Below are 21,680 nucleotides of genomic sequence, written 5' to 3'. Positions count from 1 at the left end.
AGAATCGGCCCATCCACCGGCACAGGAGACGCACATGATCCGCTCACGCCCCTTCGCGATGGCCGCGACGACTCTCGCCGCAGCGCTCATCCTGACGGCGTGCGCGCCCACGCCCTCGCCGACTCCGACCGCGACCGTCACCGTGACCGAGACGGCCACCCCGTCACCCACGCCCACACCGACGCAGAGTGCGAAGCCGGCGACATTCCCGACGTCGTGCGCGACGATCGGCACCGCCGCGACGCGTGCGGCCACGGTCGACCCGATGACCCTGCAGGGCGACGGCACCGGTTTCACGCGACCGGCACCGCAGGGCGCGACGCTGAAGCTGGGGTGCGACTGGATCGTCGGCGATGCCACCGGCATCCTGATCCTCATCAGCCAGGCGCCGAGCGCCGCCGCCGTCACGACAGCCGTGGGCACGCTCCCCGGTCAGGGGTACACCTGCTCGACGGCGAAGGCGGGCAACCCGCTGTGCGACATGACCACGACCAATTCGCAGTACGGCACGAAGACGATGGAGACGATCTACGCGCGGGACGACGTGTGGATCTACATGTCCGCCTCGAACATCGACGGCGGCCAGCTGCTGTCCGACCTCGCCGTCGAGATGTGGAAATGATCCGGGCATAACCGCTCGGCATGGAAGAGATAGAACACCTGCTGTAGACCACTGAGACGGCGCCGCCGACGATGGTCTCATGATCACGATCCACGACGCCCGCGCCGCCTTCGCGGGCGGACGCGACTACCTCGCGGCCTGCACCCTGGGGCTCCCGACGCGCGCGACGCGCGCGGCGATCGTGGCGGATCTGGATGCCGCAGGAGCCGGCCGCCCCGACCTCGCCGCGTACACGGCCGCCGTGGAGCGCACGCGCGACGCGTACGCACGGCTGGTGCGCGTGGCCCCGTCACGGGTGGCGATCGGCTCGCAGACGTCGGTGCTCGCCGGTCTCGTGGCCGCCTCCCTGGCCGACGGCGCCGAGGTGCTCTGCGTCGAGGGCGACTTCGCCTCGCTGGTGGCGCCGTTCGCCCACGCCGGGCGGGGCATCCGGGTGCGCGCCGTGCCGCTCGACGAGCTCGCGTCCGCGGTGTCCTCCGAGACCGCCCTCGTCGCCTTCTCGCTCGTGCAGTCCGCGACGGGGCAGGTCGCCGACGCCGCGGCGATCTCGCGTGCCGCGGCCGGGATCGGTGCACTCACCCTGTGCGACACGACGCAGGCCGTCGGATGGCTCCCGGTCGACGCCGCGGAGTTCGACATCACCGTGTGCCACGCGTACAAGTGGCTGTGTTCACCGCGGGGTGTGGCGTTCCTCACGATCTCGCCGGAGGCGGCGGCATCCGTCCCCGCCGTCTTCGCGGGCTGGTACGCCGGGGCCGACCCGTGGACCACCTGCTACGGCCACGACGTCGTGCTCGCCGACGACGCGAGTCGTTTCGACGTGTCGCCGGCCTGGCAGGCGTTCGTGGGCGCGGACCCCGCGCTCGAGCTGTTCGCCGCACTCGACCGCGACGCGGTGCACGCCCACGCGACGGGACTCGCCACCCGCTTCATCGCCGCGAGCGGGCGGGCTGCGGCATCCGTCGACGCCACGCCGTCCGCGATCGTGACGTGGTCCGATCCCGACGGTGCCGACTTGGCACGGCTGGCCTCGGCAGGCATCGTGGCCTCGGGCCGCGCCGGGCGGGCGCGCGTGTCGTTCCACGTCTTCAACGACGACCGCGATGTCGACCATGCGGTCGCCGCGCTGCGCGCATAGCCGGCACGAATCCGCTGCACCGGGCGCGAGGCGTCAGACGATCGCCGGTCGCGCCCGCGCGATCGGAGACAGCACCACGACGATCGCGACGATCACGAGTGCGATCAGGGCGAGCCCGCCGTACCCGATCCAGCCCAGCACCACGCCGGCGAGGATCGCTCCGACGGCGGCCACGAGGCTCATCACGAGATCGCTGCGCCCCTGGCGGCGCGTGCGCAGTTGCTCGGCCGACGCCTCGGTCAGGAGCGCCGATCCCGCGACGGTCGACGCGCTCCAGCCGAGGCCGAGTAGCACGAGCGCGACGGTGACGGCGGCCGTGCTCGCCTGTCCGAACGCCGCGACCAGGAGCGCGACCAGCAGGATCGATTGACCCAGCAGGATCGTCGGGATGCGTCCCATCCGGTCGGCGAGGATGCCGAACACCGGCGACAGCGCGTACATGCCGGCGATGTGCAGGCTGATCGTGAAGCCGATCACGGTGACGGATGCCGCGTCCCCCGCCCCGGCATCGGCACCCGGGTCGGCTCCGTGCAGGAGGTGCAGGAGGTGCACCGGGGTCATGGCCATGACCGCGACCATCACCACGTGCGCGCCGGCGATCGCGAGGATCGCGTACCGCGCCACGATCGGACGATCCGCACGGGCGATCGCGCCGCGCGCCGACGACCGCGCCGAGGCGGCGATCCGCCCGGCCAGGAGGAGCGGATCGGGGCGCAGGGCGACCAGGTAGAGGGCCATCGCCAGCACCTGCGCGACGACCGTGAAGACGTACGGCCCGGTGAGCGGGGGCAGCCCCAGCAGCGCGCCGAGCGCCTCTCCCGGGCCGACCAGGTTCGGGCCCAGGACGGCGCCGATCGTGGTGGCCCACACGACGATCGACAGATCGCGACCGCGCGTGGCGTCGGTGGCGAGGTCCGCCGCGGCGAACCGCGACTGGAGGTTCGCCGCCTGCCCCGAGCCGATGAGCGCGAACCCGACCAGAAGCGCGGGGAACGACCGCAGGGTGACGGATGCCACCACCACGAGCACTCCGAGCAGGGCGATCCCCATGCCGGTGGTCAGGGCGAGGCGCCGCCCGCGCGCCCGTGCGAGCCGGGCGAGCGGGACGGCCACCAGCGCCGTGCCGAGCGTGACGCCGGCCGTCGCGAGTCCCGACAGCGCGTCCTGGCCGGAGAGCTCGCGGGCGAGCACGGCGCCGAGCGAGATCGTCGCACCGAACGACAGCCCGCCGAGCACCTGCCCGGCGCTGAGCACACCGACGGTCCGGCGCTGGATGCGCGTCAGGCCCGCGGCATCCGTCGTCTCCGCTGGCTCGCCGTCGCTCGTCACGCGTTGCGCGCCGTGTTGCGCAGGATGCCGATGCCGTCGATCTCGACCTCGAGCGTGTCGCCGGCCGAGAACGGTCCGACGCCGGCGGGCGTGCCCGTGAGCAGCACGTCGCCGGGCAGCAGCGTGAACGCGGCGGAGGCGTAGGCGATGATGTCGGCGACCGAATGCACCATGTCGGACAGATCCGCGCTCTGACGCACCTCGCCGTTGAGCCGCGACCGGATCGCGCCCGACGTCGGGTCGAACTCGGTCTCGATCACGGGGCCCAGCGGGCAGAACGTGTCGAACCCCTTCGCGCGGGCCCACTGGCCGTCGCTGCGCTGCAGGTCGCGCGCCGTGACGTCGTTGGCGACCGTGTAGCCGAAGACCACCTCGTGGGCGCGCTCGACGGCGACGTCCTTCGCGATCGAGCCGATGACGACCGCCAGCTCGCCCTCGAAGTCGGTGCGCTCGCTCTGCGGCGGTCGCACGATCGTGTCGCCGGGACCGATCACCGCGGTGTTGGGCTTGAGGAACAGCAGCGGCTCGGCCGGCGCCTCGCCGCCCATCTCGGCGGCGTGCTCGCGGTAGTTCTTCCCGACGCACACGACCTTCGAGCGCGGGATCACCGGTGCCAGCAGCACCGCGTCGGCGACCGCGACGCGCTCACCCGTCGTGTCGAACCCCGCGAACATCGGGTCACCGTCGAGGACGACGAACTCCCCGTCGTCGAGGATGCCGTAGCGGATGCTGTCCCGGTGGCTGAATCGCGCGATCTTCACCGTCTCAGCCTAGCCAGCGCGGCCCTCGAGGACTCAGCCGTCGAGGCGCACCAGCCAGCCGTGCTTGTCGTCGGCACGGCCGTACTGGATGTCGGTGAGCTCCTGACGCAGCGACAGCGCGAGCTCGCCCGTGGGCTGCTTGTCGAAGAAGTCCTTGCCCTTGAGCAGACCGATCGGGGTGACGACCGCCGCCGTGCCGCACGCGAACACCTCGACGATGTCGCCGGATGCCACGCCCGCCCGCCATTCGGCGAGGGAGACCGCGCGTCCCTCCACCTTGTGGCCGCGGTCGCGCGCGAGCTGCAGAATCGAGTCGCGGGTGATGCCCTCGAGGATGGACGGCGACTCCGGGGTGACGATCGTGCCGTCCTTGTAGACGAACACGACGTTCATGCCGCCGAGCTCCTCCACGTTGCCGTCGGCGTCGAGGAAGACGACCTGGTCGCACTCGTTCTCGTAGGCCTCGGACTGCGGCAGCAGCGAGGCGGCGTAGTTGCCGCCGGTCTTGGCCGCTCCCGTGCCGCCCTTGCCGGCGCGCGCGTAGTCCTCGCTCAGCCAGATCGACACCGGCTGGACGCCGCCCTTGAAGTACGCCCCGGCCGGCGAGGCGATCACGTAGAACGCGACCTTGTGCGCCGGCCGCACGCCCAGGAAGGCCTCCTTGGCGAACATGAACGGACGCAGGTACAGGCTCTGGTCCTCGCCGCCGGGCACCCAGGCGCCGTCGACGGCGATCAGCTGACGGATCGCCTCCACGAAGTACGGCGCGGGCAGCTCGGGCAGGGCGAGCCGGCGCGCGCTGCGCTGCAGGCGGCGCGCGTTCTGGTCGGGGCGGAACGTGTGGATCGAGCCGTCGGCGTGGCGGTATGCCTTGATGCCCTCGAAGATCTCCTGGCCGTAATGCAGCACGGCGGCGGCCGGGTCGAGCGTGATCGGCCCGTAGGGCTGCACCCGCGGGCGGTGCCAGCCGCCGCGCACCGACCAGCAGATGTCGACCATGTGATCGGTGAAGTGCACCCCGAACCCCGGGCTGGCGAGGATCTCGTCGCGCTGCGCGACGGACTTCGCGGCGAGGTTGCGGGTGACGGCGAACTCGAGCGAGGCGAGGTCGGCGTCGGGGTTGGAATCGATCAGCGTCATGTCTGGCCTGTGCTTTCCTGCGCGCGGGGGCGCGTCGGTCGTTCGCGCGGCGTCGCGCGGGTCGGTCCCAGATTACGCCTGGAGGCCGGCCGCGATGGCGTCGCCGATCTGCGCGGTGGTGCGGGGGGTGCCGTCCCGGTGGGCGATGTCGTGTTCGGCGGCGCGGGTGACGCGGGCCGCCGCATCCTGCAGACCGAGGTGGTCGAGCAGCAGGGCGACAGACAGGATCGCGGCCGTGGGATCGGCCTTCTGGGTGCCTGCGATGTCGGGCGCCGAACCGTGCACGGGCTCGAACATCGAAGGGAACGCGCCGTCGGGGTTGATGTTGCCCGAAGCGGCGAGGCCGATGCCACCGGTGACGGCGCCGGCCAGATCCGTGAGGATGTCTCCGAAGAGGTTGTCGGTGACGATCACGTCGAAACGGCCCGGGTTCGTGACCAGGAAGATGGTGGCCGCGTCGACGTGCAGATAGTCTACGGCGACCTCGGGGTGCTCGGAGGCCACCTCGTCGACGATGCGCTTCCACATCCCGCCCGCGTGCACGAGCACGTTGGTCTTGTGCACCAGGGTGAGCGACCGGCGCCGGCGCGCGGCGAGCTCGAACGCGTAGCGCACCACCCGCTCGACGCCGAAGGCGGTGTTGACGGATGTCTCGTTGGCGACCTCGTGCGGAGTGCCGCGGCGGATCGATCCGCCGTTTCCGACGTACGGCCCCTCGGTGCCCTCCCGCACGACCACGAAGTCGACGTCACCAGGTTCGGCCAGCGGACCGGGCGCGCCGGGGTACAGCTTGGACGGCCGCAGGTTCACGTAGTGGTCGAGCTCGAACCGCAGCTTCAGCAGCAGCCCCCGCTCGATGTTCGCGTCCTTCAGGCGCGGATCGCCCGGCAGTCCCCCGACGGCGCCGAGCAGGATGGCGTCGTGCCCCGCCACGGCGGCGAGGTCGTCGTCGGTGAGGGTGTCCCCCGTCTGGAGGAAGCGCGCCGCGCCGAGCGAGAAGCGGGTCTTGTCGAAGCGCACGCCGGTACCGGCGGTCGCGGCATCCAGAATCTTCTCCGCCTCGGCCACGACCTCCGGCCCGATGCCGTCTCCGGGGATGACGGCGAGTCTCACGATCCGGTCGGGCTGGTCGATCGACATGGGTCTCCTCGGCGGAAGGGGCCGCGCCGCTCAGTGCTCGGCGGGCTCGGTGTTCGGGCGTCCTCCCAGGGTAGTGGCCGCCACGACGGCCGCGACGACGATGAGCCCCGCGCCGATGAGCGCGGTCACCGCGACGCCTGCGTCGAAGGCGTGGGCCGCGGCATCCCGCAGCGCCTGACCCATCGGCGCGTCGAGCCCCTCGGCCGTCGCCACCGCGCCGCCGAGGGTCTCGCGCGCGGCGTGGGCCGCATCGGCGGGGAGCCCGGCGGGCAGCACCAGGTTCACCCGGTACAAGGCCGTGAGGATGCCGCCGAGGATCGCGGTTCCGAGCACGGCGCCCAGCTCGTACGCCGTCTCGGAGACGGCGCTGGCCGCCCCCGCCTTGGCGGGCGGCGCACTCGAGAGGATGAGCTCGTTCGACACCGTCTCGGCCATGCCGATGCCGATGCCGAGGAATCCGAATGCGGCGATCAGCAGCGGGAGGGCGTTGTCGGCCGCCGTGAAGGCGACCACGACGTAGCCGATCACCGAGAACGTCAGCGCCGCCGGCACCACGATGCGCGGCGCGACCCGGCGCGCGATCGGCACCACCACGAGACCGGCGATGATCATCATCACCAGACCGGGCAGCAGCGCGAGGCCGGCATTCAGGGGCGACAGCCCGACGACGAGCTGGAGGTGCTGCGCGACGAAGTACAGGAACCCGACGAGCCCGACCACGCTGAGCAGGTTCACGAGGATCGCGCCGCTGAACGTGCCGCGGCGGAACAGCGCCATGTCGAGCATCGGCGACTCCACGCGCAGCTGGCGCCGCACGAAGAGCACGCCGAACCCGATGCCCACGAGGAACAGCACGGGGGCGATGCTCCCGAAGCCCTCGACGGCGAACTCCTTGATGGCGTAGACGACCGGGACCATCGCGGCGAGGGAGAGCAGGATGCTGGGCGCATCGATGCGCCCGGGGTTCGGGTCGCGCGTCTCGGGCACGAGGATCGGCACCAGGACGAGCAGCGGGATGAGCACGGGGACGGCCATCAGGAACACCGAGCCCCAGGCGAAGTGCTCCAGCAGCACGCCGCCGACGATCGGGCCGAGCGCGGAGCCGGCCGAGAACCCCGCGGCCCAGATGGCGATCGCCAGACGCCGCTGCTCGCGGTCGGTGAAGACGGTGCGCAGCAGCGACAGCGTCGAGGGCATCAGCATGGCGCCGAAGACGCCCATGAGCGCGCGAGCGGTGATGAGCAGAGCGGCGGTAGGCGCGAAGGCGGCGAGGGCGGACACGATGCCGAATCCTGCGGCGCCGATGAGCAGCATCCGTCGCCGCCCGAAGCGGTCGCCCATCGTGCCCATCGTGACCAGCAGCGCGGCCAGCACGAGCGGGTAGGCGTCGATGATCCACAGCTGCTCGATGCTCGTCGGCTCGAGGTCGACGGCGATCGCCGGCAACGCGAAGCTCAGCACGGTGTTGTCCACCGAGACGAGGAGCACCGGCAGCATGAGCACCGCGAGAGCAGCCCAGCCGCGCCAGCCGACGCGCTGCTGGTGCTCTGCGCGGAGTGCTGCGGTGATGGTGCCGGTGGTCATGGTGGAGCTCCTGTTTCTGTACCGTCCAGCCGGTATAGTATCAGGATGTCTCTGCCCCTGTCGATACGATCGACCGCATGAGTCGCCCACCCCTCGCACGCGAGAAGGTGCTCGACGCGTTCGAGGCGATCCTCGTCGACGACGGTGCTCGCGCGGCCACGATGGATGCCACAGCCAAGGCCGCAGGCGTCTCCAAAGGCGGTCTGCTGTATCACTTCGGTTCGAAGGACGCCCTCGCGGAGGGGCTCATCGAACGGCTGCTCGCCCTCGTCGACGACGACGTCGCCGGAATGGCGTCGGCGCCCGACGGACCGGTGGCGCACTTCCTGCGCACATCGATCATGGACAACGATCCGCTCGATCGGGCGATCCTCGCCACCTCACGACTGGCGCAGGATGGCAGCACGGCCGCCGGAGACGCGCTGCGCGACATCCGCGAGCGGTGGGCCGCGGCGATCCGCCCCGTCGCGCCCGACGGACCCGCGCTCGATCTCGTGATGCTGGTGAGCGACGGTCTCTACTTCAACAACGCGCTCGCGGGCGGCTCGATCCCCGGCCCGGTCCCTCGCGGCGACGCCATGGAGGCCCTCATCGCCCTGGTCGAGCGCGCCGTCCGGTCGTAGCGCCGCGTCAGGACTCGGTGATCTCGATCTGGCGGAACAGGTCGGCGGCGATCGCCGAGCGCACCTCGTCGAGGAGATCCTCCGACACCGGAGAGTCGACCGTGAGCACCGACAGGGCCTGACCGCCGGCCGCGCGCCGGGCGATCTGCATGCCGGCGATGTTGATGCCGGCCTCGCCGAACTTCTGTCCGTAGACGGCGACGATGCCCGGGCGGTCGGTGTAGAGCATCACGATGTGGTGCTTCTCGATCGGCAGCTCGACGTTGTAGCCGTTGATGCCGACGATCTTCTCGGTCTGCTTCGTGCCCGTCAGCGTGCCCGACACCGACAGCTGCGAGCCGTCGGACAGTGCGCCGCGGAGAGTGATCACGTTGCGGTACTCGTCGCTGACGTCGTCGACGAGCAGGCGCACGTCGACGCCGCGCTGCTCGGCGAGCAGCGGCGCGTTGACGTACGACACCGTCTCGCTGACGATGTTCGTGAACAGCCCCTTGAGGGCGGCGAGCTTGAGCACGGACACGTCGTAGCCCTGCAGCTCGCCGTGCACCTCGACGTCCAGGCTCGTCAGCGGCGAGTGCGACAGCGCGGCGAAGATCTGACCGAGCTTCTCGACGAGCGGGATGCCGGGGCGCACGTACGGGTCGATGGCGCCGCCGGCGACGTTGACCGCATCGGGCACGAGGTCTCCTCCGAGTGCGAGCCGCACGGAGTTCGCGACCGAGACGCCGGCCTTCTCCTGAGCCTCATCGGTCGAGGCGCCCAGGTGCGGGGTGACGACGACGTTCGGCAGGTCGAGCAGGCGGCGCACCGATCCGCCCTCGGCCGGAGGCTCGGTGGTGAAGACGTCGAGGCCGGCGCCGGCGATCTCGCCCGACGTGAGCGCCTCGTAGAGCGCGTCCTCGTCGATGAGCCCGCCGCGGGCCACGTTCACGACGTAGGCGGTCGGCTTCATGCGGCGCAGCTGCTCTGCGCCGATCATCCCGGTCGTCTCCGGCGTCTTCGGCATGTGGATGGTGACGAAATCGCTCTGCTCGATCAGCTCGTCGAGCTCGACCAGCTGCACGCCGAGCTGCTGCGCGCGAGCGCTCGTGACATACGGGTCGTACGCGATCACGCGCATGTCGAAGCCCTGCAGGCGGGCGGTGATGAGCGCGCCGATGCGGCCCAGGCCGATGATGCCGACGGTCTTCTCGAACAGCTCGGTGCCGGTGTAGGCGCTGCGCTTCCACTTGCCGTCCTGCAGCGCCGCGTGTGCGGCCGGGATGTGCCGCGCGAGGCTCAGGATGTGGCCCACGGTCAGCTCCGCGGCCGAGATGATGTTGGAAGTCGGGGCGTTGACGACCATGACGCCTGCAGCGGTGGATGCCTTGATGTCGACGTTGTCGAGCCCGACGCCGGCCCGTGCGACCACCTTCAGCGCCGGCGCCGCGGCGATCGCCTCGGCGTCGATCCTGGTCGCGGACCGCACCAGCACCGCGTGCGCGTCCGACAGGGCCGACAGCAGCGCCGAACGATCGGTGCCGTCGACCGAGCGCACGTCGAAGTCCGGACCGAGCGCGTCGATCGTGGCGGGTGAGAGTTCTTCGGCGATCAGGACGACGGGCTTGGTCACGGTCGGGTCCTTCGTGGAGCGGTCGCGCGCACGCGGCAGGGCAGAGCGGGATGGGGATGCCGCGCCGCACGCCATGGGGACGAGGCAGGTTTCAGCCTATCGCGGGCGGTCGGGGCGCCCCGACCGTGTGACGGTCAGCCGCCGTACAGGCCGTAGGAGGTGACCGCGTACGACACGATGTTCAGCCAGAACGCCGCCGACAGCGCGAGCCCGGTCAGCAGGATCAGCGCGAACGGGCCGGGTGGGCGCCGCGAGCCGAGCGCGAAGGCGACCCCGAACGCGACCATCGGGAAGACCACCGGCAGCAGGTGCACGAACCAGCCCAGTCCGCTGAGTCCGAGCGCGCCGGTCGCCTGGCGGATGAGGAGATCGACGGAGCTCCACACGATGTAGGCGTAGAACAGTCCCGCGGCCGCGGCGATGGCCACCACGATCCAGGTCGGGGTGCGGCGGGCGACCGTCCCGGTGCTCATGCTCCGCCCCCCGTCGCGAGGAACGGCCACGGGACGAGCAGCACGAGCCCGGCGACCAACCAGACGAACCTCAGCCAGATGCGCGAACGGCGGGTCAGCAGGATCACGGTGCCCAGCCAGATGACGGGGGCGAGCGCCGCACCGATCGTCATCGCCGCCAGGGTCGGTCCGGGGACCGGCAGTCCCGTCACGGCCTGCAGCCGCAGACCGGCGATCAGCCAGCCGACCGCGAACAGCAGGTAGGCGGCGGACACCATCCCCATCGCGACGAGCGCGACGTTGCCGAGCTGCGGCGCGTCGACGGAGGAGTCGGATGCCGTAGCATTGGCTCCGGCGCCGTCGCGGCCCTGATCGGCACGAGCCGTCGTCGCCGGGACCGTCGCCTCGCTCCCCCGCCCGACGGCGGTGTACCCCTCCGGCAGCGCGGGGGCGGAGACATCCGTCGCCCGCTCGTGCACGTCCGCGGGGTCGTCGCGACGTGATCCGCCTGCGCCCGTGTCGAGCGTCGGATCGTCGTCGCCCCAGCTGAGGGCGTCGTCGTCGCGTCGGGCCATACCCTCAGCGTAACCCGGGGACGACGCCGGAGATCGCGGATCACCCCCGCACTGCGCAGGGATCAGTCGAAGAGGCGCAGCGTCAGCGCGTGCCAGGTGTCGGGACCGACGATGCCGTCCGCGGGAGGGGCGAACGCCTGCTGGAACGCGCGCGTCGCGGCGTCCGTCTGCGGTCCGAAGTCGCCGTCGACCGTCACCGGCCCGGGCAGCAGGGTCTGTGCGGCCCGCACCGCCTCCCCCGTGTCGCCCTGACGCACCTGCACCACGAGACTCGGCCAATCGAGCTGACCGAGAGCGGTTCCCCAGTCGCTGTCGCGGAGCGTGCCCTGGAAGGCGAAGACGGCGGCACCGCTGGCCGGACCGAACACCCCGTCGGCGGCGATCGGCGCACCCCGGGCGCGCAGCAGGTGCTGTGCGGCGCGTACACGCCAGTTCGTCGCCTGCGTCGCCCCCACCGCCACGAGCGGCCACGGGCGCGGACCGGGCAGCATCGTGGAGAGGAACGACCACGTCGCCGGTCCCGCGATGCCGTCGGAGGTGAGCCCCCACGACTCCTGGAAGAAGCGGATGCGCGCCGCGGTGAGCGGTCCATACGATCCGTCGATCGCGAGCGGCGTGTCGCCCGGCATCGACAGCAGACCGAACTGCTGCACGGCGCGCACGGCGTCTCCGGAGGCGCCCGACCCTACCGTGACCACGAGCAGAGGCCAGTCCGCCTCACCGACCGCACCGTCGACGGGAAGACCCGCCGACGCCTGGAAGGCCGAGACGGCCGCTGCCGTGACGGGACCGTAGTCGCCGTCGGCGACGATCGCGTGCCCACGGGCGCGCAGGAGGTACTGCGCTCCGGCGACGACGGGGCCGGTGGCCCCCGCGCCGATCGAGCGCCAGGGATCTGTGTTCATCGGGACTCCTCGTGGTGTGAGTGGGGCTGCCGATCAGGAGCACTCGCGACGCCCGGTGATACGAAGGGAGGCCGGACCCCTTGTGGGGGCCCGGCCTCGCTGGCTCGTTCAAGCCGTTCCCGGCTGTTCGCCGGGGGTCTCACAGACGGATCAGCGCGCGGCGCTGCCCTCGGTGTAGTCCTCGTCCTGCTGCTTCCACGCGAAGAGGCCGCGCAGCTCGCGACCGGTCGCCTCGATGGGGTGGCCCTGCTCCTTCTCGCGGAGGGCGAGGAACTCGGGCGCACCGGCGTCCTGGTCGGCGATGAAGCGCTCGGCGAACGCGCCGGACTGGATGTCGGCGAGCACCGCCTTCATGTTCTCCTTCACCGACGGGTCGATGACGCGCGGGCCCGAGACGTAGTCGCCGTACTCGGCCGTGTCGGAGATCGACCAGCGCTGCTTGGCGATGCCGCCCTCCCACATGAGGTCGACGATGAGCTTCAGCTCGTGCAGCACCTCGAAGTAGGCGATCTCGGGCTGGTAGCCGGCCTCGGTGAGGGTCTCGAAGCCGTACTGCACGAGGTGGCTCATACCGCCGCAGAGCACCGACTGCTCGCCGAACAGGTCGGTCTCGGTCTCTTCGGTGAAGGTGGTCTTGATGACGCCGGCACGGGTGCCGCCGATCGCCTTGGCGTACGACAGCGCGGTCGCCCACGCCGAACCCGATGCGTCGCGCTCGACGGCGATGATGTCGGGGATGCCGCGGCCGGCCACGAACTCGCGACGCACGGTGTGGCCCGGGGCCTTCGGCGCGATGAGGATGACGTCCACACCCTCGGGGGCGTCGATGTAGCCGAAGCGGATGTTGAAGCCGTGCGCGAAGGCGAGCGTCTTGCCGGCGGTCAGCTTGTCCTTGATGCTGTCGGCGTAGATCGACCGCTGGTGCTGGTCGGGCGCGAGGATCATGATCAGGTCGGCCCACTCCGAGGCATCCGCCACCGACTTGACCTCGAAGCCGTCCTCCTGCGCCTTGGCGGCCGACTTCGAGCCGTCCTTGAGCGCGATGACGACCTCGACGCCGGAGTCGCGGAGGTTCTGCGCGTGGGCGTGGCCCTGCGAGCCGTAGCCGACGATCGCGACCTTCTTGCCCTGGATGATCGAGAGGTCGGCGTCGGCGTCGTACAACAGTTCGGCCATGGTGTGTCTTTCTCCTTGTTTCTGTTCTGAGTTCGGGATGTCGCGGCTCAGCCGCGCAGGACGCGTTCGGTGATGCTCTTGCCGCCGCGGCCCACCGCGAGCAGGCCGGACTGGGCGAGCTCCTTGATGCCGAAGGGCTCCACGGCGCGGAGGAAGGCCTCGACCTTGCCGCGGTCGCCGGTCACCTCGATCACCAGGGCATCGGGGGCGTAGTCGACGATCGAGGCCCGGAACAGGTTCACGACCTCGATCACATTGGACCGGTTGGCGTTGTCGGCACGCACCTTCACCAGGATGTGGTCGCGCTGCACGGACTGGGCCGGGTCGAGCTCGACGATCTTGATGACGTTGATCAGCTTGTTGAGCTGCTTGGTGACCTGCTCGAGCGGAAGCTCCTCGACGTCGACGACCACGGTGATGCGCGAGAGGCCGGGCACCTCGGTGACGCCCACCGCGAGCGACTCGATGTTGAAGCCGCGGCGTGCGAACAGTCCCGCGACGCGGGTCAGCAGGCCGGGCTTGTCCTCCACGAGGAGGCTGAGCACGTGGCTGGGCATGGGTCAGGCCTCCTCGTCGAATGCGGGCGAGTGCTCGCGGGCGTACTGGACGTAGCTGTTGCTGACGCCCTGCGGCACCATCGGCCACACCATCGCGTCGGCGCTCACGACGAAGTCGATCACCACGGGGCGGTCGTTCGTATCGAGCGCGAGCTGGATGGCGGCATCCACCTCGTCCTCCTTCTCGACGCGGATCGCGAGGCATCCGTACGCCTCCGCCAGCTTCACGAAGTCGGGGATGCGCACGGTGTCGTGCCCGGTGTTCAGGTCGGTGTTGGAGTAGCGGCCGTCGTAGAACAGCGTCTGCCACTGCCGCACCATGCCCAGCGAGGAGTTGTTGATGATGGCGACCTTGATCGGGATCTTGTTGATCGCGCAGGTCGCGAGCTCCTGGTTGGTCATCTGGAAGCAGCCGTCGCCGTCGATCGCCCACACGTGACGGTCGGGCTCGGCCACTTTGGCGCCCATCGCGGCGGGGACCGAGTAGCCCATCGTCCCGGCGCCGCCGGAGTTGAGCCAGGCGTTGGGGCGCTCGTACTTGATGAACTGCGCGGCCCACATCTGGTGCTGGCCCACGCCCGCGGCGTAGATGCCCTCGGGACCTGTGAGCTCGCCGATGCGCTGGATCACGTGCTGCGGCGCCAGCAGGCCGTCGGTGGTCGGCGCGAAGCCCAGCGGGAACTCCGCCCGCAGCCCGTCGAGGTAGGCCCACCAGTCCGAGATGTCCGGCCGAACTCCCCCGGTCGCCGCACCGAAGGCCGCCTCGAGGTCGACCAGCACGTCTTTGAGGTCACCCACGATCGGCACGTCGGCGGTGCGGATCTTGGAGATCTCGGCGGGATCGATGTCGACGTGCACGACCTTGGCGTTCGGTGCGAACAGCGACGCCTTGCCCGTGACGCGGTCGTCGAAGCGCGCCCCGAGCGAGACCAGCAGGTCGGCCTCCTGCAGGGCGAGCACCGCGGGCACGGTGCCGTGCATGCCCGGCATGCCCAGCTGCTGCGGGTGCGAGTCGGGGAACGCGCCGCGCGCCATGAGCGTCGTGACGACGGGGGCGCCCGTGGTCGCCGCCAGCGCCAGCAGCTCGGCGGACGCCTGCGAGCGGATGACGCCGCCGCCGACGTAGAGCACCGGCTTCTTGGCCTCGGCCAGCAGCTGAGCGGCGGCCTGGATCTGCTTGCCGTGCGCCTTCGTGACGGGGCGGTAGCCGGGCAGGTCGATCTTGGGCGGCCACACGAACGGCGCCTCGGCCTGCTGGGCGTCCTTCGTGATGTCCACCAGCACCGGCCCGGGTCGACCGGTGCCGGCGATCTCGAACGCCGCGGCGATCGCACCGGGGATCTCGGAGGCGTCCTTCACCAGGAAGGAGTGCTTGGTGATCGGCATCGTGATGCCGACGATGTCGGCCTCCTGGAAGGCATCGGTCCCCATCAGGGTGGAGAACACCTGTCCGGTGATGCACACGATCGGCACCGAGTCCATGTAGGCGTCGGCGATGGCCGTCACGAGATTGGTCGCACCCGGCCCCGACGTCGCGATGGCGACGCCGGTCTTGTTCGAGGCGGAGGCGTAGCCCTCGGCCGCGTGACCGGCACCCTGCTCGTGGCGCACGAGGATGTGCCGCAGAGCCGTGGAGTCCATCAGCGGGTCGTAGACGGGGAGGATCGCACCGCCCGGCAGCCCGAAGACGTCGGTGACGCCGAGCAGCTCGAGGGAGCGGACGACCGCCTGCGCACCCGTGAGCACGGGCGCGGAGGTGGCGGTGCGGGCGGGAGGCCGGGGAACGGCCGTCGCGGATTCGGCGGGCATGATGATCATCCTCGAGGAGAGAGGTCGGATGTCGGGAGGCCGGAGCTACCCCGTGACCGCGCCCTCCGCAGCGGAGTGCACGAGCTTGGAGTACTTGGCCAGGACGCCACGGGTATAGCGCGGAGGAAGCGGCTCCCAGCCAGAGCGGCGGGAGCTCAGCTCGGCCTCGTCGACGAGTAGGTCGAGAGTGCGAGCCGCGATATCGACCCGTATCAGATCACCATCGCGCACGAAGGCGATCGGACCTGCGTCCACCGCTTCGGGTGCTATGTGGCCGATGCACAGGCCGGTTGTGCCGCCTGAGAATCTGCCGTCCGTCAACAGTAGTACATCTTTTCCGAGCCCGGCGCCCTTGATCGCGGCGGTGATCGCGAGCATCTCGCGCATCCCAGGACCGCCCTTCGGGCCCTCGTAGCGGATGACGATCACGTCGCCCGCCTCGATGGTCCCGGCCTCCAGCGCGTCCATCGCGCCGCGCTCGCGTTCGAACACGCGGGCGGGCCCCTCGAACACGTCGGCGTCGAAGCCGGCGGACTTCACCACGGCGCCCTCGGGCGCCATCGAACCGTGCAGGATCGTGATACCGCCGCTGGCGTGGATCGGGTTGTCGAACGTGTGGATGACGGTGCCGTCGACCGGGTCGGGGTTCAGGTCGGCGAGGTTCTCGGCGAGCGTCTTCCCGGTGACGGTGAGCGCGTCGCCGTGCAGCAGCCCCTCGTCGAGCATCGCCTTCATGATGACCGGGATGCCGCCGTGGCGGTCGACGTCGTTCATGACGTACTTGCCGAACGGCTTCATGTCGGCCACGTGCGGCACCTTGTCGCCGATGCGGTTGAAGTCGTGGAGGTTCAGCTCGACCTCGGCCTCGTTGGCGATCGCGAGCAGGTGCAGCACGACGTTGGTCGATCCCCCGAGGGCCATGGCGAGGGCGATGGCGTTCTCGAACGCCTCCTTGGTGAGGATGTCGCGCGTGGTGATGCCCTGGCGCAGGAGGTTGACGACGGCCTCACCGGAACGGTGGGCGAAGTAGTCGCGGCGACGGTCGGCCGACGGCGGGGCGGCCGAGCCGGGCAGGCTGAGGCCGAGCGCCTCGGCGACGGAGGCCATCGTGTTGGCGGTGTACATGCCGCCGCACGCCCCTTCGCCGGGAGCGATCGCGCACTCGATGCGCTTGAGGTCGGCCTCGCTCATCTTGCCCGCGAGGCAGGCGCCCACGGCCTCGAACGAATCGATGATCGTGACGTCCTTCTCGGTGCCGTCCGAGAGCTTCACCCAGCCGGGGGCGATGGAGCCGGCGTAGAGGAACACGCTCGACAGGTCCAGGCGGGCGGAGGCCATCAGCATGCCCGGGATCGACTTGTCGCACCCCGCCAGCAGCACGGAGCCGTCGAGACGTTCGGCCATCATGACCGTCTCGACGGAGTCGGCGATCACTTCGCGTGAGACGAGCGAGAAGTGCATGCCCTCGTGCCCCATCGAGATGCCGTCGGAGACCGAGATGGTGCCGAACTGCAGCGGGTAGCCGCCGCCGGCGTGCACGCCCTCCTTCGCGCCCTGCGCGAGGCGGTCGAGGCTCAGGTTGCAGGGGGTGATCTCGTTCCAGCTCGAGGCGATGCCGATCTGGGGCTTGTCCCAGTCCTCGTCGCCCATGCCGACGGCGCGGAGCATTCCCCGCGAGGTGGTCGCCTCGATGCCGTCGGTGACGACGCGGCTGCGCGGCTTGATGTCGATGGGCGCGGAAGAGGAGGGATCGTGCTCAGGCATGGGGGAAGTCTATTCCCGCCCGGCGAGGGCCTCCGCCTGTGCGGCGGCGCGCAACGCGGCGAGTTCGGAGAGGACGCCGGCGAACTCCTGCGGGCTGCTCACGCGGAGCGTCGCCGCGGTCGGCCCGCCGCCGATCCGCACACCGAGATCCTGTTCCTGCAGGCTCGCCAGGGCGTCTTCATCGGTCGTGTCGTCACCGGCGAACAGCACGGCGGTCGCGCCCGTGCGCTCGCGCAGAGCGCGGACCGCGGCATCCTTGCCCTCCTGCCGGAAGGAGTACTCCACGATGCTGTGGCCGGTGCGGCGGCGCCAGTGCGGCGCGTTCTGCGCGACGAGCGCGTCGGAGCGCTGCCACGCGATCTCGGCGTCGTCGTCGGCGGCGCCGCGGGTGTGGATGCCGAACCCGAACGTCTTCGGCTCGACGGACACACCCGGCAGGTCGGCGAGGAGCCGCTGCGCCTCGGCGTACAGACGGTCGCGCAGGGCGACATCAGAGGAGGACTCCTCGACCGGGAGCAGTCCGCGGCCCGCGATCCAGAACTCCACCCCGTGGGATCCGACGAGGTCGATCGGACTGTCGTCGGTGTGCTCCGAGATGATCAGGAGGTCCTGCATGCTGCGCCCCGACACCAGCGCGACCACCGTGTGCGCGAGCGCGGCCAGCGCCTCCACGGCGGCCCGCGCCTCGGGCAGCATGCGCGCCGACATGGAGTCCTTCACGAGCAGCGACAGCGTGCCGTCGAAATCGAGGGCGACCAGCAGCTCCTCGGTGGCGGCGATGCGGCGCAGCGCGTCGAGCGTCGCATCGACGACGGCGGGCGAGGTGGACGAGGCATCCGTCATGACGGCTCCTAGGTGATCGGCGCGGGGGAACGGGGTCAGGCGTGGGATCAGGACGTGCGGGTGCGGGCCTGGTCGAGGGCTAGCAGGAAGTCCTGCGACCACTTGGCCACATCGTTGTCGAGCACCTTGCGTCGGAGCGCCCGCATGCGCCGCCCCTGCTCGGCGGCAGGCATCTCGACCGCGCGCACGATCGTGTCCTTGAGGGCGTCGATGTCGTGCGGGTTCACCCGCAGCGCGGTGCCGAGCTCGTCGGCCGCGCCAGCGAACTCGCTGAGGATCAGCACGCCGCGGTTGTCGGCGCGTGCGGCGACGTACTCCTTCGCGACGAGGTTCATGCCGTCGCGGAGCGCCGTGACCAGCATGACGTCGGCGGCGAGGAACAGCGCGACCATCTCCTCGCGCGGGTAGCCCTGGTGGAGGTAGCGGATCGCGGTGTGGCCCATCGTGTCGCGGTCGCCGTTGATGCGACTGACCGTGAGCTCGATCTCGTCGCGCAGCTGCACGTAGGCGGCGACCCGCTCGCGGCTGGGGCTCGCGACCTGCACGAGCGTGACGTCCTCGACGCGCAGACGACCGTCTTCGAGGAGCTCGCCGTAGGCCTTGAGCCGGTGACGGATGCCTTTGGTGTAGTCCAGGCGGTCCACGCCCAGCAGGATGCGCTCGGGGTCGCCGAGACTCTTCCGGATCTCGATCGCCCGCGCCTGCACGTCGGCGCGCTGCGCGAGGTCCACGTACGACTGCGTGTCGATGGAGATGGGGAACGCCTTGGCCAGGGCGACCCGCGTCGTGCCGTCGGCTTCGGGGACGACGATGCCCGAGGCCCGGGTGTCGTAGCGCAGCTGGCGCCGCACGGCACGCGCGAAGTTCCCGGCGTCGGCGACCCGCTGGAATCCGATAACGTCCGCGCCGAGGAGTCCCTCGAGCACCTGCCGGCGCCACGGAAGCTGCGAGTAGAGACCGTATGCCGGGAACGGAATGTGGTGGAAGTACCCGATCGTGAGGTCGGGCCGCAGTTCGCGCAGCATGCGCGGAACGAGCTGCAGCTGATAGTCCTGCACCCACACGGTGCCGCCGTCGGCGGTGACCGACGCGGCCGCCTCGGCGAAGCGACGGTTGACCTTCACGTAGGCGTCCCACCACACGCGGCGGTAGCGCGGCGCCGCGATGACGTCGTGGTACAGCGGCCAGATCGTGTCGTTGGAGAACCCCTCGTAGTAGAGCTCGATCTCCTCGTCGGACAACGGGACGGGAACGAGGTGCGTGCCGTCGAAGTCGAACGGATCCGGCGCGTGATCGGCCTGTCCCGCCCAGCCCACCCAGGCACCGCCGGCCTGCCGCATGACGGGCTCGAGGGCCGTGACCAGCCCGCCGGGCGAGCGCCGCCATCCGCCCTCGACGCTGTCGTCCCGATCGACCGGGAGGCGGTTGGCGACGACGACGAGTTCAGCCTGAGGCACGAGAGCCCTCCCGATTGCGGATGTGCTCTCAGGCTAACAGCGGGCCGTCAAGGCCCCGCCGACGTGGATGCGGCGCGGTAGCGTGGGCGAATGCGCAAGTACCTCTTCGGCACCGGCATCATCAGCGCCGTCACGGGGGCGGTCACGCTCCTGCGTGGGCTTCGCGGCGACGAGCCCTTCACGTGGCGCACGGCGCTGGCCTGGCTGAGCTGGGGGATCACCCTCGCCCTCGCGGTCGGCGCGATCGTCGACACGAGACGTGCCTCGCGCGGGCGTCTCGTCGCCGGCGACAGCCCGCGTGCGGGCGAGCAGGCGAAGCTGCTCAAGCGCCGCCTGGAGCGCTGAGCCGAGGCATCCGTCACCGGGTGAGGATGAGCGCCTCGCCCTGGCCGCCGCCGCCGCACAGTCCCACCGCGGCGGTGCCGCTCCCCCGTCGCACGAGCTCGTGCACGGCGTGGACCACGAGCCGGTTTCCGGAGGCGCCGATCGGGTGACCGATCGCGATGCCGCCGCCGTGGATGTTGAGCACGTCGTCGGAGAGTCCGAGCTCACGCTGCGACCGTGCGACCACGGCCCCGAACGCCTCGTTGATCTCGACGAGATCCAGAGCGGATGCCTCGATCCCCTGCTTCGCGAGCGCTTGTTCGATCGCGCGGGCGGGCTGGGCGTGCAGCGAGTTGTCGGGGCCGGCGACCTGGCCGGAGGCACCGACGACGGCCAGCACCGTCCATCCGTTCTCGTCGGCGTGGGAGCGGGTGGTGAGCACGACCGCGGAGGCACCGTCGGAGATCTGCGACGCGTTGCCGGCCGTGATCGACCCGCCCTCGGCGAACGCGGGGCGCAGCCGGCCGAGGGATTCGACGGTCGTGTCGGGACGCACCCCCTCGTCGGCGGTGAGCACGAGCGCGTCGCCCTTGCGCTGCGGCACCTCCACCGGCACGATCTCGGCCTCGAACACTCCCGCCTGCTGCGCGGCTGCCGCGCGCTGGTGGGAGCGGGCGGCCGCAGCATCCTGATCGTCGCGGGTCACCTCGTATCGCGGGTTGAGCCGCTCGGTGGATGCGCCCATGCTCTCGCGGTCATATGCGTCGGTCAGTCCGTCGTAGGCCATGTGGTCGAGCACCTCGACGCTGCCGTACGTCCAGCCGTCGCGCGAGCCCATCAGCAGGTGCGGGGCGCGGGTCATCGACTCCATCCCGGCGGCGACCACCACGGTGGCGTCGCCGACTCGGATCGTGCGGGCGGCGTCGATGATGGCGGTCAGACCGGACAGGCACACCTTGTTGACGGACGAGGCGGGGACGTTCCAGCCGATGCCCGCGCCGATCGCCGCCTGGCGCGCGGGGTTCTGCCCCGATCCGGCCGGCAGCACCTGCCCGACGATCACGGCGTCGACCGCTTCGGCCGGGATGCCGCCCCGTTCGAGCGCGCCGCGGATGGCGATCGCCCCGAGCTGCGGTGCGGTGAACGCGGCGAGCTGTCCCTTCAGGCGGCCCTGCGGGGTGCGGGCCGCGGCGACGAGAACGATGTCATCGGTGATCATGGGTGCTCCTCGAGGTGGTCGGGAATGGTCAGGGGCGGCTCGGTCGCGGCGATCACCTCGGCCACCGAGACACCGGGCGCCGTCTTGATCAGGACGAGCCCGGCAGCCGTCACGTCGATGACCGCGAGGTCGGTGATGATCCGGTCGACCACTCCCCTGCCGGTCAGCGGCAGCGAGCACTCGTCGACGATCTTGGCCGAGCCGTCACGGGCGACGTGCTCCATGAGCACGATGACCCGATCGGCGCCGTGGACGAGATCCATCGCGCCGCCGGGTCCCTTCACCATCTTGCCCGGGATCATCCAGTTCGCCAGGTCGCCGGTGGCCGAGACCTGCATGGCCCCGAGGATCGCGGCGTCGATCTTGCCCGCGCGGATCATGCCGAAGCTGAGCGCGGAGTCGAAGAAGGCGGAGCCGGGCAGGGTCGTGACCGTCTCCTTGCCGGCGTTGATGAGATCGGGGTCGACCGCGTGCTCGGTCGGGTAGGGCCCGACGCCGAGGATGCCGTTCTCGGACTGCAGGACGACGGTCACGCCCGCCGGCACGTGGTTGGGCACGAGGGTCGGAAGACCGATGCCGAGGTTGACGTACGAGCCGTCGGACAGCTCGGATGCCGCGCGTGCGGCCATCTCGATGCGGCTGAGTGCCAT

General features: G+C 70.8%; 21 protein-coding genes. 4 read left to right on the top strand and 17 right to left on the bottom strand.

The window, feature by feature from the left end; all coding sequences use genetic code 11:
• Positions 1-34: 34 nt before the first annotated feature.
• Positions 35-622: a hypothetical protein gene (locus ACSJDX_RS10900; RefSeq protein ID WP_438352703.1), complete on the top strand. Its 588-nt coding sequence runs from the start codon at positions 35-37 to the stop codon at positions 620-622.
• 79 nt (positions 623-701) lie between these two features.
• Positions 702-1,760, top strand: a complete 1,059-nt coding sequence (locus ACSJDX_RS10895; RefSeq protein ID WP_438352702.1) for an aminotransferase class V-fold PLP-dependent enzyme — start codon at positions 702-704, stop codon at positions 1,758-1,760.
• A gap of 33 nt (positions 1,761-1,793) precedes the next feature.
• On the opposite strand, the gene ACSJDX_RS10890 is transcribed toward ACSJDX_RS10895, so the two are convergent.
• The 5 genes from ACSJDX_RS10890 to ACSJDX_RS10870 form a co-directional block, all read right to left on the bottom strand.
• Complete coding sequence (locus tag ACSJDX_RS10890) at positions 1,794-3,089, bottom strand: MFS transporter (RefSeq protein WP_438352701.1); 1,296 nt, start codon at positions 3,087-3,089, stop codon at positions 1,794-1,796.
• Positions 3,086-3,850, bottom strand: coding sequence for a fumarylacetoacetate hydrolase family protein (locus tag ACSJDX_RS10885; RefSeq protein ID WP_438352700.1), 765 nt, complete (start codon positions 3,848-3,850; stop codon positions 3,086-3,088). Before ACSJDX_RS10885 ends, ACSJDX_RS10890 begins: the two co-directional genes overlap by 4 nt.
• 33 nt (positions 3,851-3,883) lie before the next feature.
• Entirely contained in the window at positions 3,884-4,990 is a 1,107-nt protein-coding gene (locus ACSJDX_RS10880; protein ID WP_438352699.1) for a branched-chain amino acid aminotransferase, read from the bottom strand.
• A 72-nt stretch (positions 4,991-5,062) separates the two neighbouring features.
• Entirely contained in the window at positions 5,063-6,130 is a 1,068-nt protein-coding gene (locus ACSJDX_RS10875; RefSeq protein ID WP_438352698.1) for a 3-isopropylmalate dehydrogenase, read from the bottom strand.
• Between the two features lie 30 nt (positions 6,131-6,160).
• The gene (locus tag ACSJDX_RS10870) at positions 6,161-7,714 is read right to left on the bottom strand and encodes an MFS transporter (RefSeq protein WP_438352697.1); all 1,554 of its coding nucleotides are present in this window, start codon (positions 7,712-7,714) and stop codon (positions 6,161-6,163) included.
• A gap of 77 nt (positions 7,715-7,791) precedes the next feature.
• On the opposite strand from ACSJDX_RS10870, the gene ACSJDX_RS10865 reads away from it, so the two are divergent.
• Positions 7,792-8,337: a TetR/AcrR family transcriptional regulator gene (locus ACSJDX_RS10865; protein WP_438352696.1), complete on the top strand. Its 546-nt coding sequence runs from the start codon at positions 7,792-7,794 to the stop codon at positions 8,335-8,337.
• A gap of 7 nt (positions 8,338-8,344) precedes the next feature.
• On the opposite strand, the gene serA is transcribed toward ACSJDX_RS10865, so the two are convergent.
• The 10 genes from serA to ACSJDX_RS10815 form a co-directional block, all read right to left on the bottom strand.
• Positions 8,345-9,949 carry a phosphoglycerate dehydrogenase gene (gene serA / locus ACSJDX_RS10860; RefSeq protein WP_438352695.1) on the bottom strand — a complete coding sequence of 535 codons (1,605 nt, stop codon included), beginning with the start codon at positions 9,947-9,949 and terminating at the stop codon, positions 8,345-8,347.
• A 134-nt stretch (positions 9,950-10,083) separates the two neighbouring features.
• A complete protein-coding gene (locus tag ACSJDX_RS10855) occupies positions 10,084-10,422 on the bottom strand; it encodes a bacitracin resistance protein (RefSeq protein ID WP_438352694.1) in 339 nt (112 codons plus the stop codon).
• Positions 10,419-10,976, bottom strand: coding sequence for a DNA polymerase III subunit gamma/tau (locus ACSJDX_RS10850; protein WP_438352693.1), 558 nt, complete (start codon positions 10,974-10,976; stop codon positions 10,419-10,421). Before ACSJDX_RS10850 ends, ACSJDX_RS10855 begins: the two co-directional genes overlap by 4 nt.
• Positions 10,977-11,038: 62 nt before the next feature.
• Complete coding sequence (locus ACSJDX_RS10845) at positions 11,039-11,881, bottom strand: peptidoglycan-binding domain-containing protein (RefSeq protein ID WP_438352692.1); 843 nt, start codon at positions 11,879-11,881, stop codon at positions 11,039-11,041.
• Positions 11,882-12,031: 150 nt separating this feature from the next.
• Positions 12,032-13,096, bottom strand: coding sequence for a ketol-acid reductoisomerase (gene ilvC / locus ACSJDX_RS10840; protein WP_438354973.1), 1,065 nt, complete (start codon positions 13,094-13,096; stop codon positions 12,032-12,034).
• A gap of 8 nt (positions 13,097-13,104) precedes the next feature.
• The gene (gene ilvN / locus ACSJDX_RS10835; RefSeq protein WP_438352691.1) at positions 13,105-13,614 is read right to left on the bottom strand and encodes an acetolactate synthase small subunit; all 510 of its coding nucleotides are present in this window, start codon (positions 13,612-13,614) and stop codon (positions 13,105-13,107) included.
• A 3-nt stretch (positions 13,615-13,617) separates the two neighbouring features.
• Positions 13,618-15,423, bottom strand: coding sequence for an acetolactate synthase large subunit (locus tag ACSJDX_RS10830; protein ID WP_438352690.1), 1,806 nt, complete (start codon positions 15,421-15,423; stop codon positions 13,618-13,620).
• Positions 15,424-15,468: 45 nt separating this feature from the next.
• Positions 15,469-17,187, bottom strand: a complete 1,719-nt coding sequence (ilvD, locus tag ACSJDX_RS10825; RefSeq protein ID WP_438352689.1) for a dihydroxy-acid dehydratase — start codon at positions 17,185-17,187, stop codon at positions 15,469-15,471.
• 9 nt (positions 17,188-17,196) lie between these two features.
• The gene (gene otsB / locus ACSJDX_RS10820) at positions 17,197-18,030 is read right to left on the bottom strand and encodes a trehalose-phosphatase (protein ID WP_438352688.1); all 834 of its coding nucleotides are present in this window, start codon (positions 18,028-18,030) and stop codon (positions 17,197-17,199) included.
• Between the two features lie 47 nt (positions 18,031-18,077).
• Entirely contained in the window at positions 18,078-19,487 is a 1,410-nt protein-coding gene (locus tag ACSJDX_RS10815; RefSeq protein WP_438352687.1) for an alpha,alpha-trehalose-phosphate synthase (UDP-forming), read from the bottom strand.
• Between the two features lie 90 nt (positions 19,488-19,577).
• On the opposite strand from ACSJDX_RS10815, the gene ACSJDX_RS10810 reads away from it, so the two are divergent.
• Positions 19,578-19,832 (top strand): hypothetical protein, encoded by a 255-nt coding sequence (locus tag ACSJDX_RS10810; protein WP_438352686.1) that lies wholly within the window; start codon positions 19,578-19,580, stop codon positions 19,830-19,832.
• A gap of 13 nt (positions 19,833-19,845) precedes the next feature.
• Here ACSJDX_RS10810 and ACSJDX_RS10805 read toward each other — a convergent pair whose 3' ends face one another.
• Positions 19,846-21,030, bottom strand: a complete 1,185-nt coding sequence (locus ACSJDX_RS10805; RefSeq protein WP_438352685.1) for an acetyl-CoA C-acetyltransferase — start codon at positions 21,028-21,030, stop codon at positions 19,846-19,848.
• A complete protein-coding gene (locus ACSJDX_RS10800; RefSeq protein WP_438352684.1) occupies positions 21,027-21,680 on the bottom strand; it encodes a 3-oxoacid CoA-transferase subunit B in 654 nt (217 codons plus the stop codon). The genes ACSJDX_RS10805 and ACSJDX_RS10800 overlap by 4 nt, the downstream gene beginning before the upstream one ends.

The sequence above is a fragment of the Microbacterium fluminis genome (assembly GCF_051549805.1).
Classification (GTDB): domain Bacteria; phylum Actinomycetota; class Actinomycetes; order Actinomycetales; family Microbacteriaceae; genus Microbacterium.
The sequence above is the reverse complement of the archived record's forward strand: the minus strand, read 5'-3'. Positions and strand labels throughout refer to the sequence as shown.

What these genes read in the sequence shown, in the direction of transcription:
- ACSJDX_RS10900 (WP_438352703.1), top strand. Translation starts at nt 35, where the DNA reads ATGATCCGCTCACGCCCCTTCGCGATGGCCGCGACGACTCTCGCCGCA.
- ACSJDX_RS10895 (WP_438352702.1), top strand. Translation starts at nt 702, where the DNA reads ATGATCACGATCCACGACGCCCGCGCCGCCTTCGCGGGCGGACGCGAC.
- ACSJDX_RS10880 (WP_438352699.1), bottom strand. Translation starts at nt 4,990, where the DNA reads ATGACGCTGATCGATTCCAACCCCGACGCCGACCTCGCCTCGCTCGAG.
- ACSJDX_RS10875 (WP_438352698.1), bottom strand. Translation starts at nt 6,130, where the DNA reads ATGTCGATCGACCAGCCCGACCGGATCGTGAGACTCGCCGTCATCCCC.
- ACSJDX_RS10870 (WP_438352697.1), bottom strand. Translation starts at nt 7,714, where the DNA reads ATGACCACCGGCACCATCACCGCAGCACTCCGCGCAGAGCACCAGCAG.
- ACSJDX_RS10865 (WP_438352696.1), top strand. Translation starts at nt 7,792, where the DNA reads ATGAGTCGCCCACCCCTCGCACGCGAGAAGGTGCTCGACGCGTTCGAG.
- ACSJDX_RS10855 (WP_438352694.1), bottom strand. Translation starts at nt 10,422, where the DNA reads ATGAGCACCGGGACGGTCGCCCGCCGCACCCCGACCTGGATCGTGGTG.
- ACSJDX_RS10850 (WP_438352693.1), bottom strand. Translation starts at nt 10,976, where the DNA reads ATGGCCCGACGCGACGACGACGCCCTCAGCTGGGGCGACGACGATCCG.
- ACSJDX_RS10845 (WP_438352692.1), bottom strand. Translation starts at nt 11,881, where the DNA reads ATGAACACAGATCCCTGGCGCTCGATCGGCGCGGGGGCCACCGGCCCC.
- ilvN (WP_438352691.1), bottom strand. Translation starts at nt 13,614, where the DNA reads ATGCCCAGCCACGTGCTCAGCCTCCTCGTGGAGGACAAGCCCGGCCTG.
- ACSJDX_RS10830 (WP_438352690.1), bottom strand. Translation starts at nt 15,423, where the DNA reads ATGCCCGCCGAATCCGCGACGGCCGTTCCCCGGCCTCCCGCCCGCACC.
- ilvD (WP_438352689.1), bottom strand. Translation starts at nt 17,187, where the DNA reads ATGCCTGAGCACGATCCCTCCTCTTCCGCGCCCATCGACATCAAGCCG.
- otsB (WP_438352688.1), bottom strand. Translation starts at nt 18,030, where the DNA reads ATGACGGATGCCTCGTCCACCTCGCCCGCCGTCGTCGATGCGACGCTC.
- ACSJDX_RS10810 (WP_438352686.1), top strand. Translation starts at nt 19,578, where the DNA reads ATGCGCAAGTACCTCTTCGGCACCGGCATCATCAGCGCCGTCACGGGG.
- ACSJDX_RS10805 (WP_438352685.1), bottom strand. Translation starts at nt 21,030, where the DNA reads ATGATCACCGATGACATCGTTCTCGTCGCCGCGGCCCGCACCCCGCAG.
- ACSJDX_RS10800 (WP_438352684.1), bottom strand. Translation starts at nt 21,680, where the DNA reads ATGGCACTCAGCCGCATCGAGATGGCCGCACGCGCGGCATCCGAGCTG.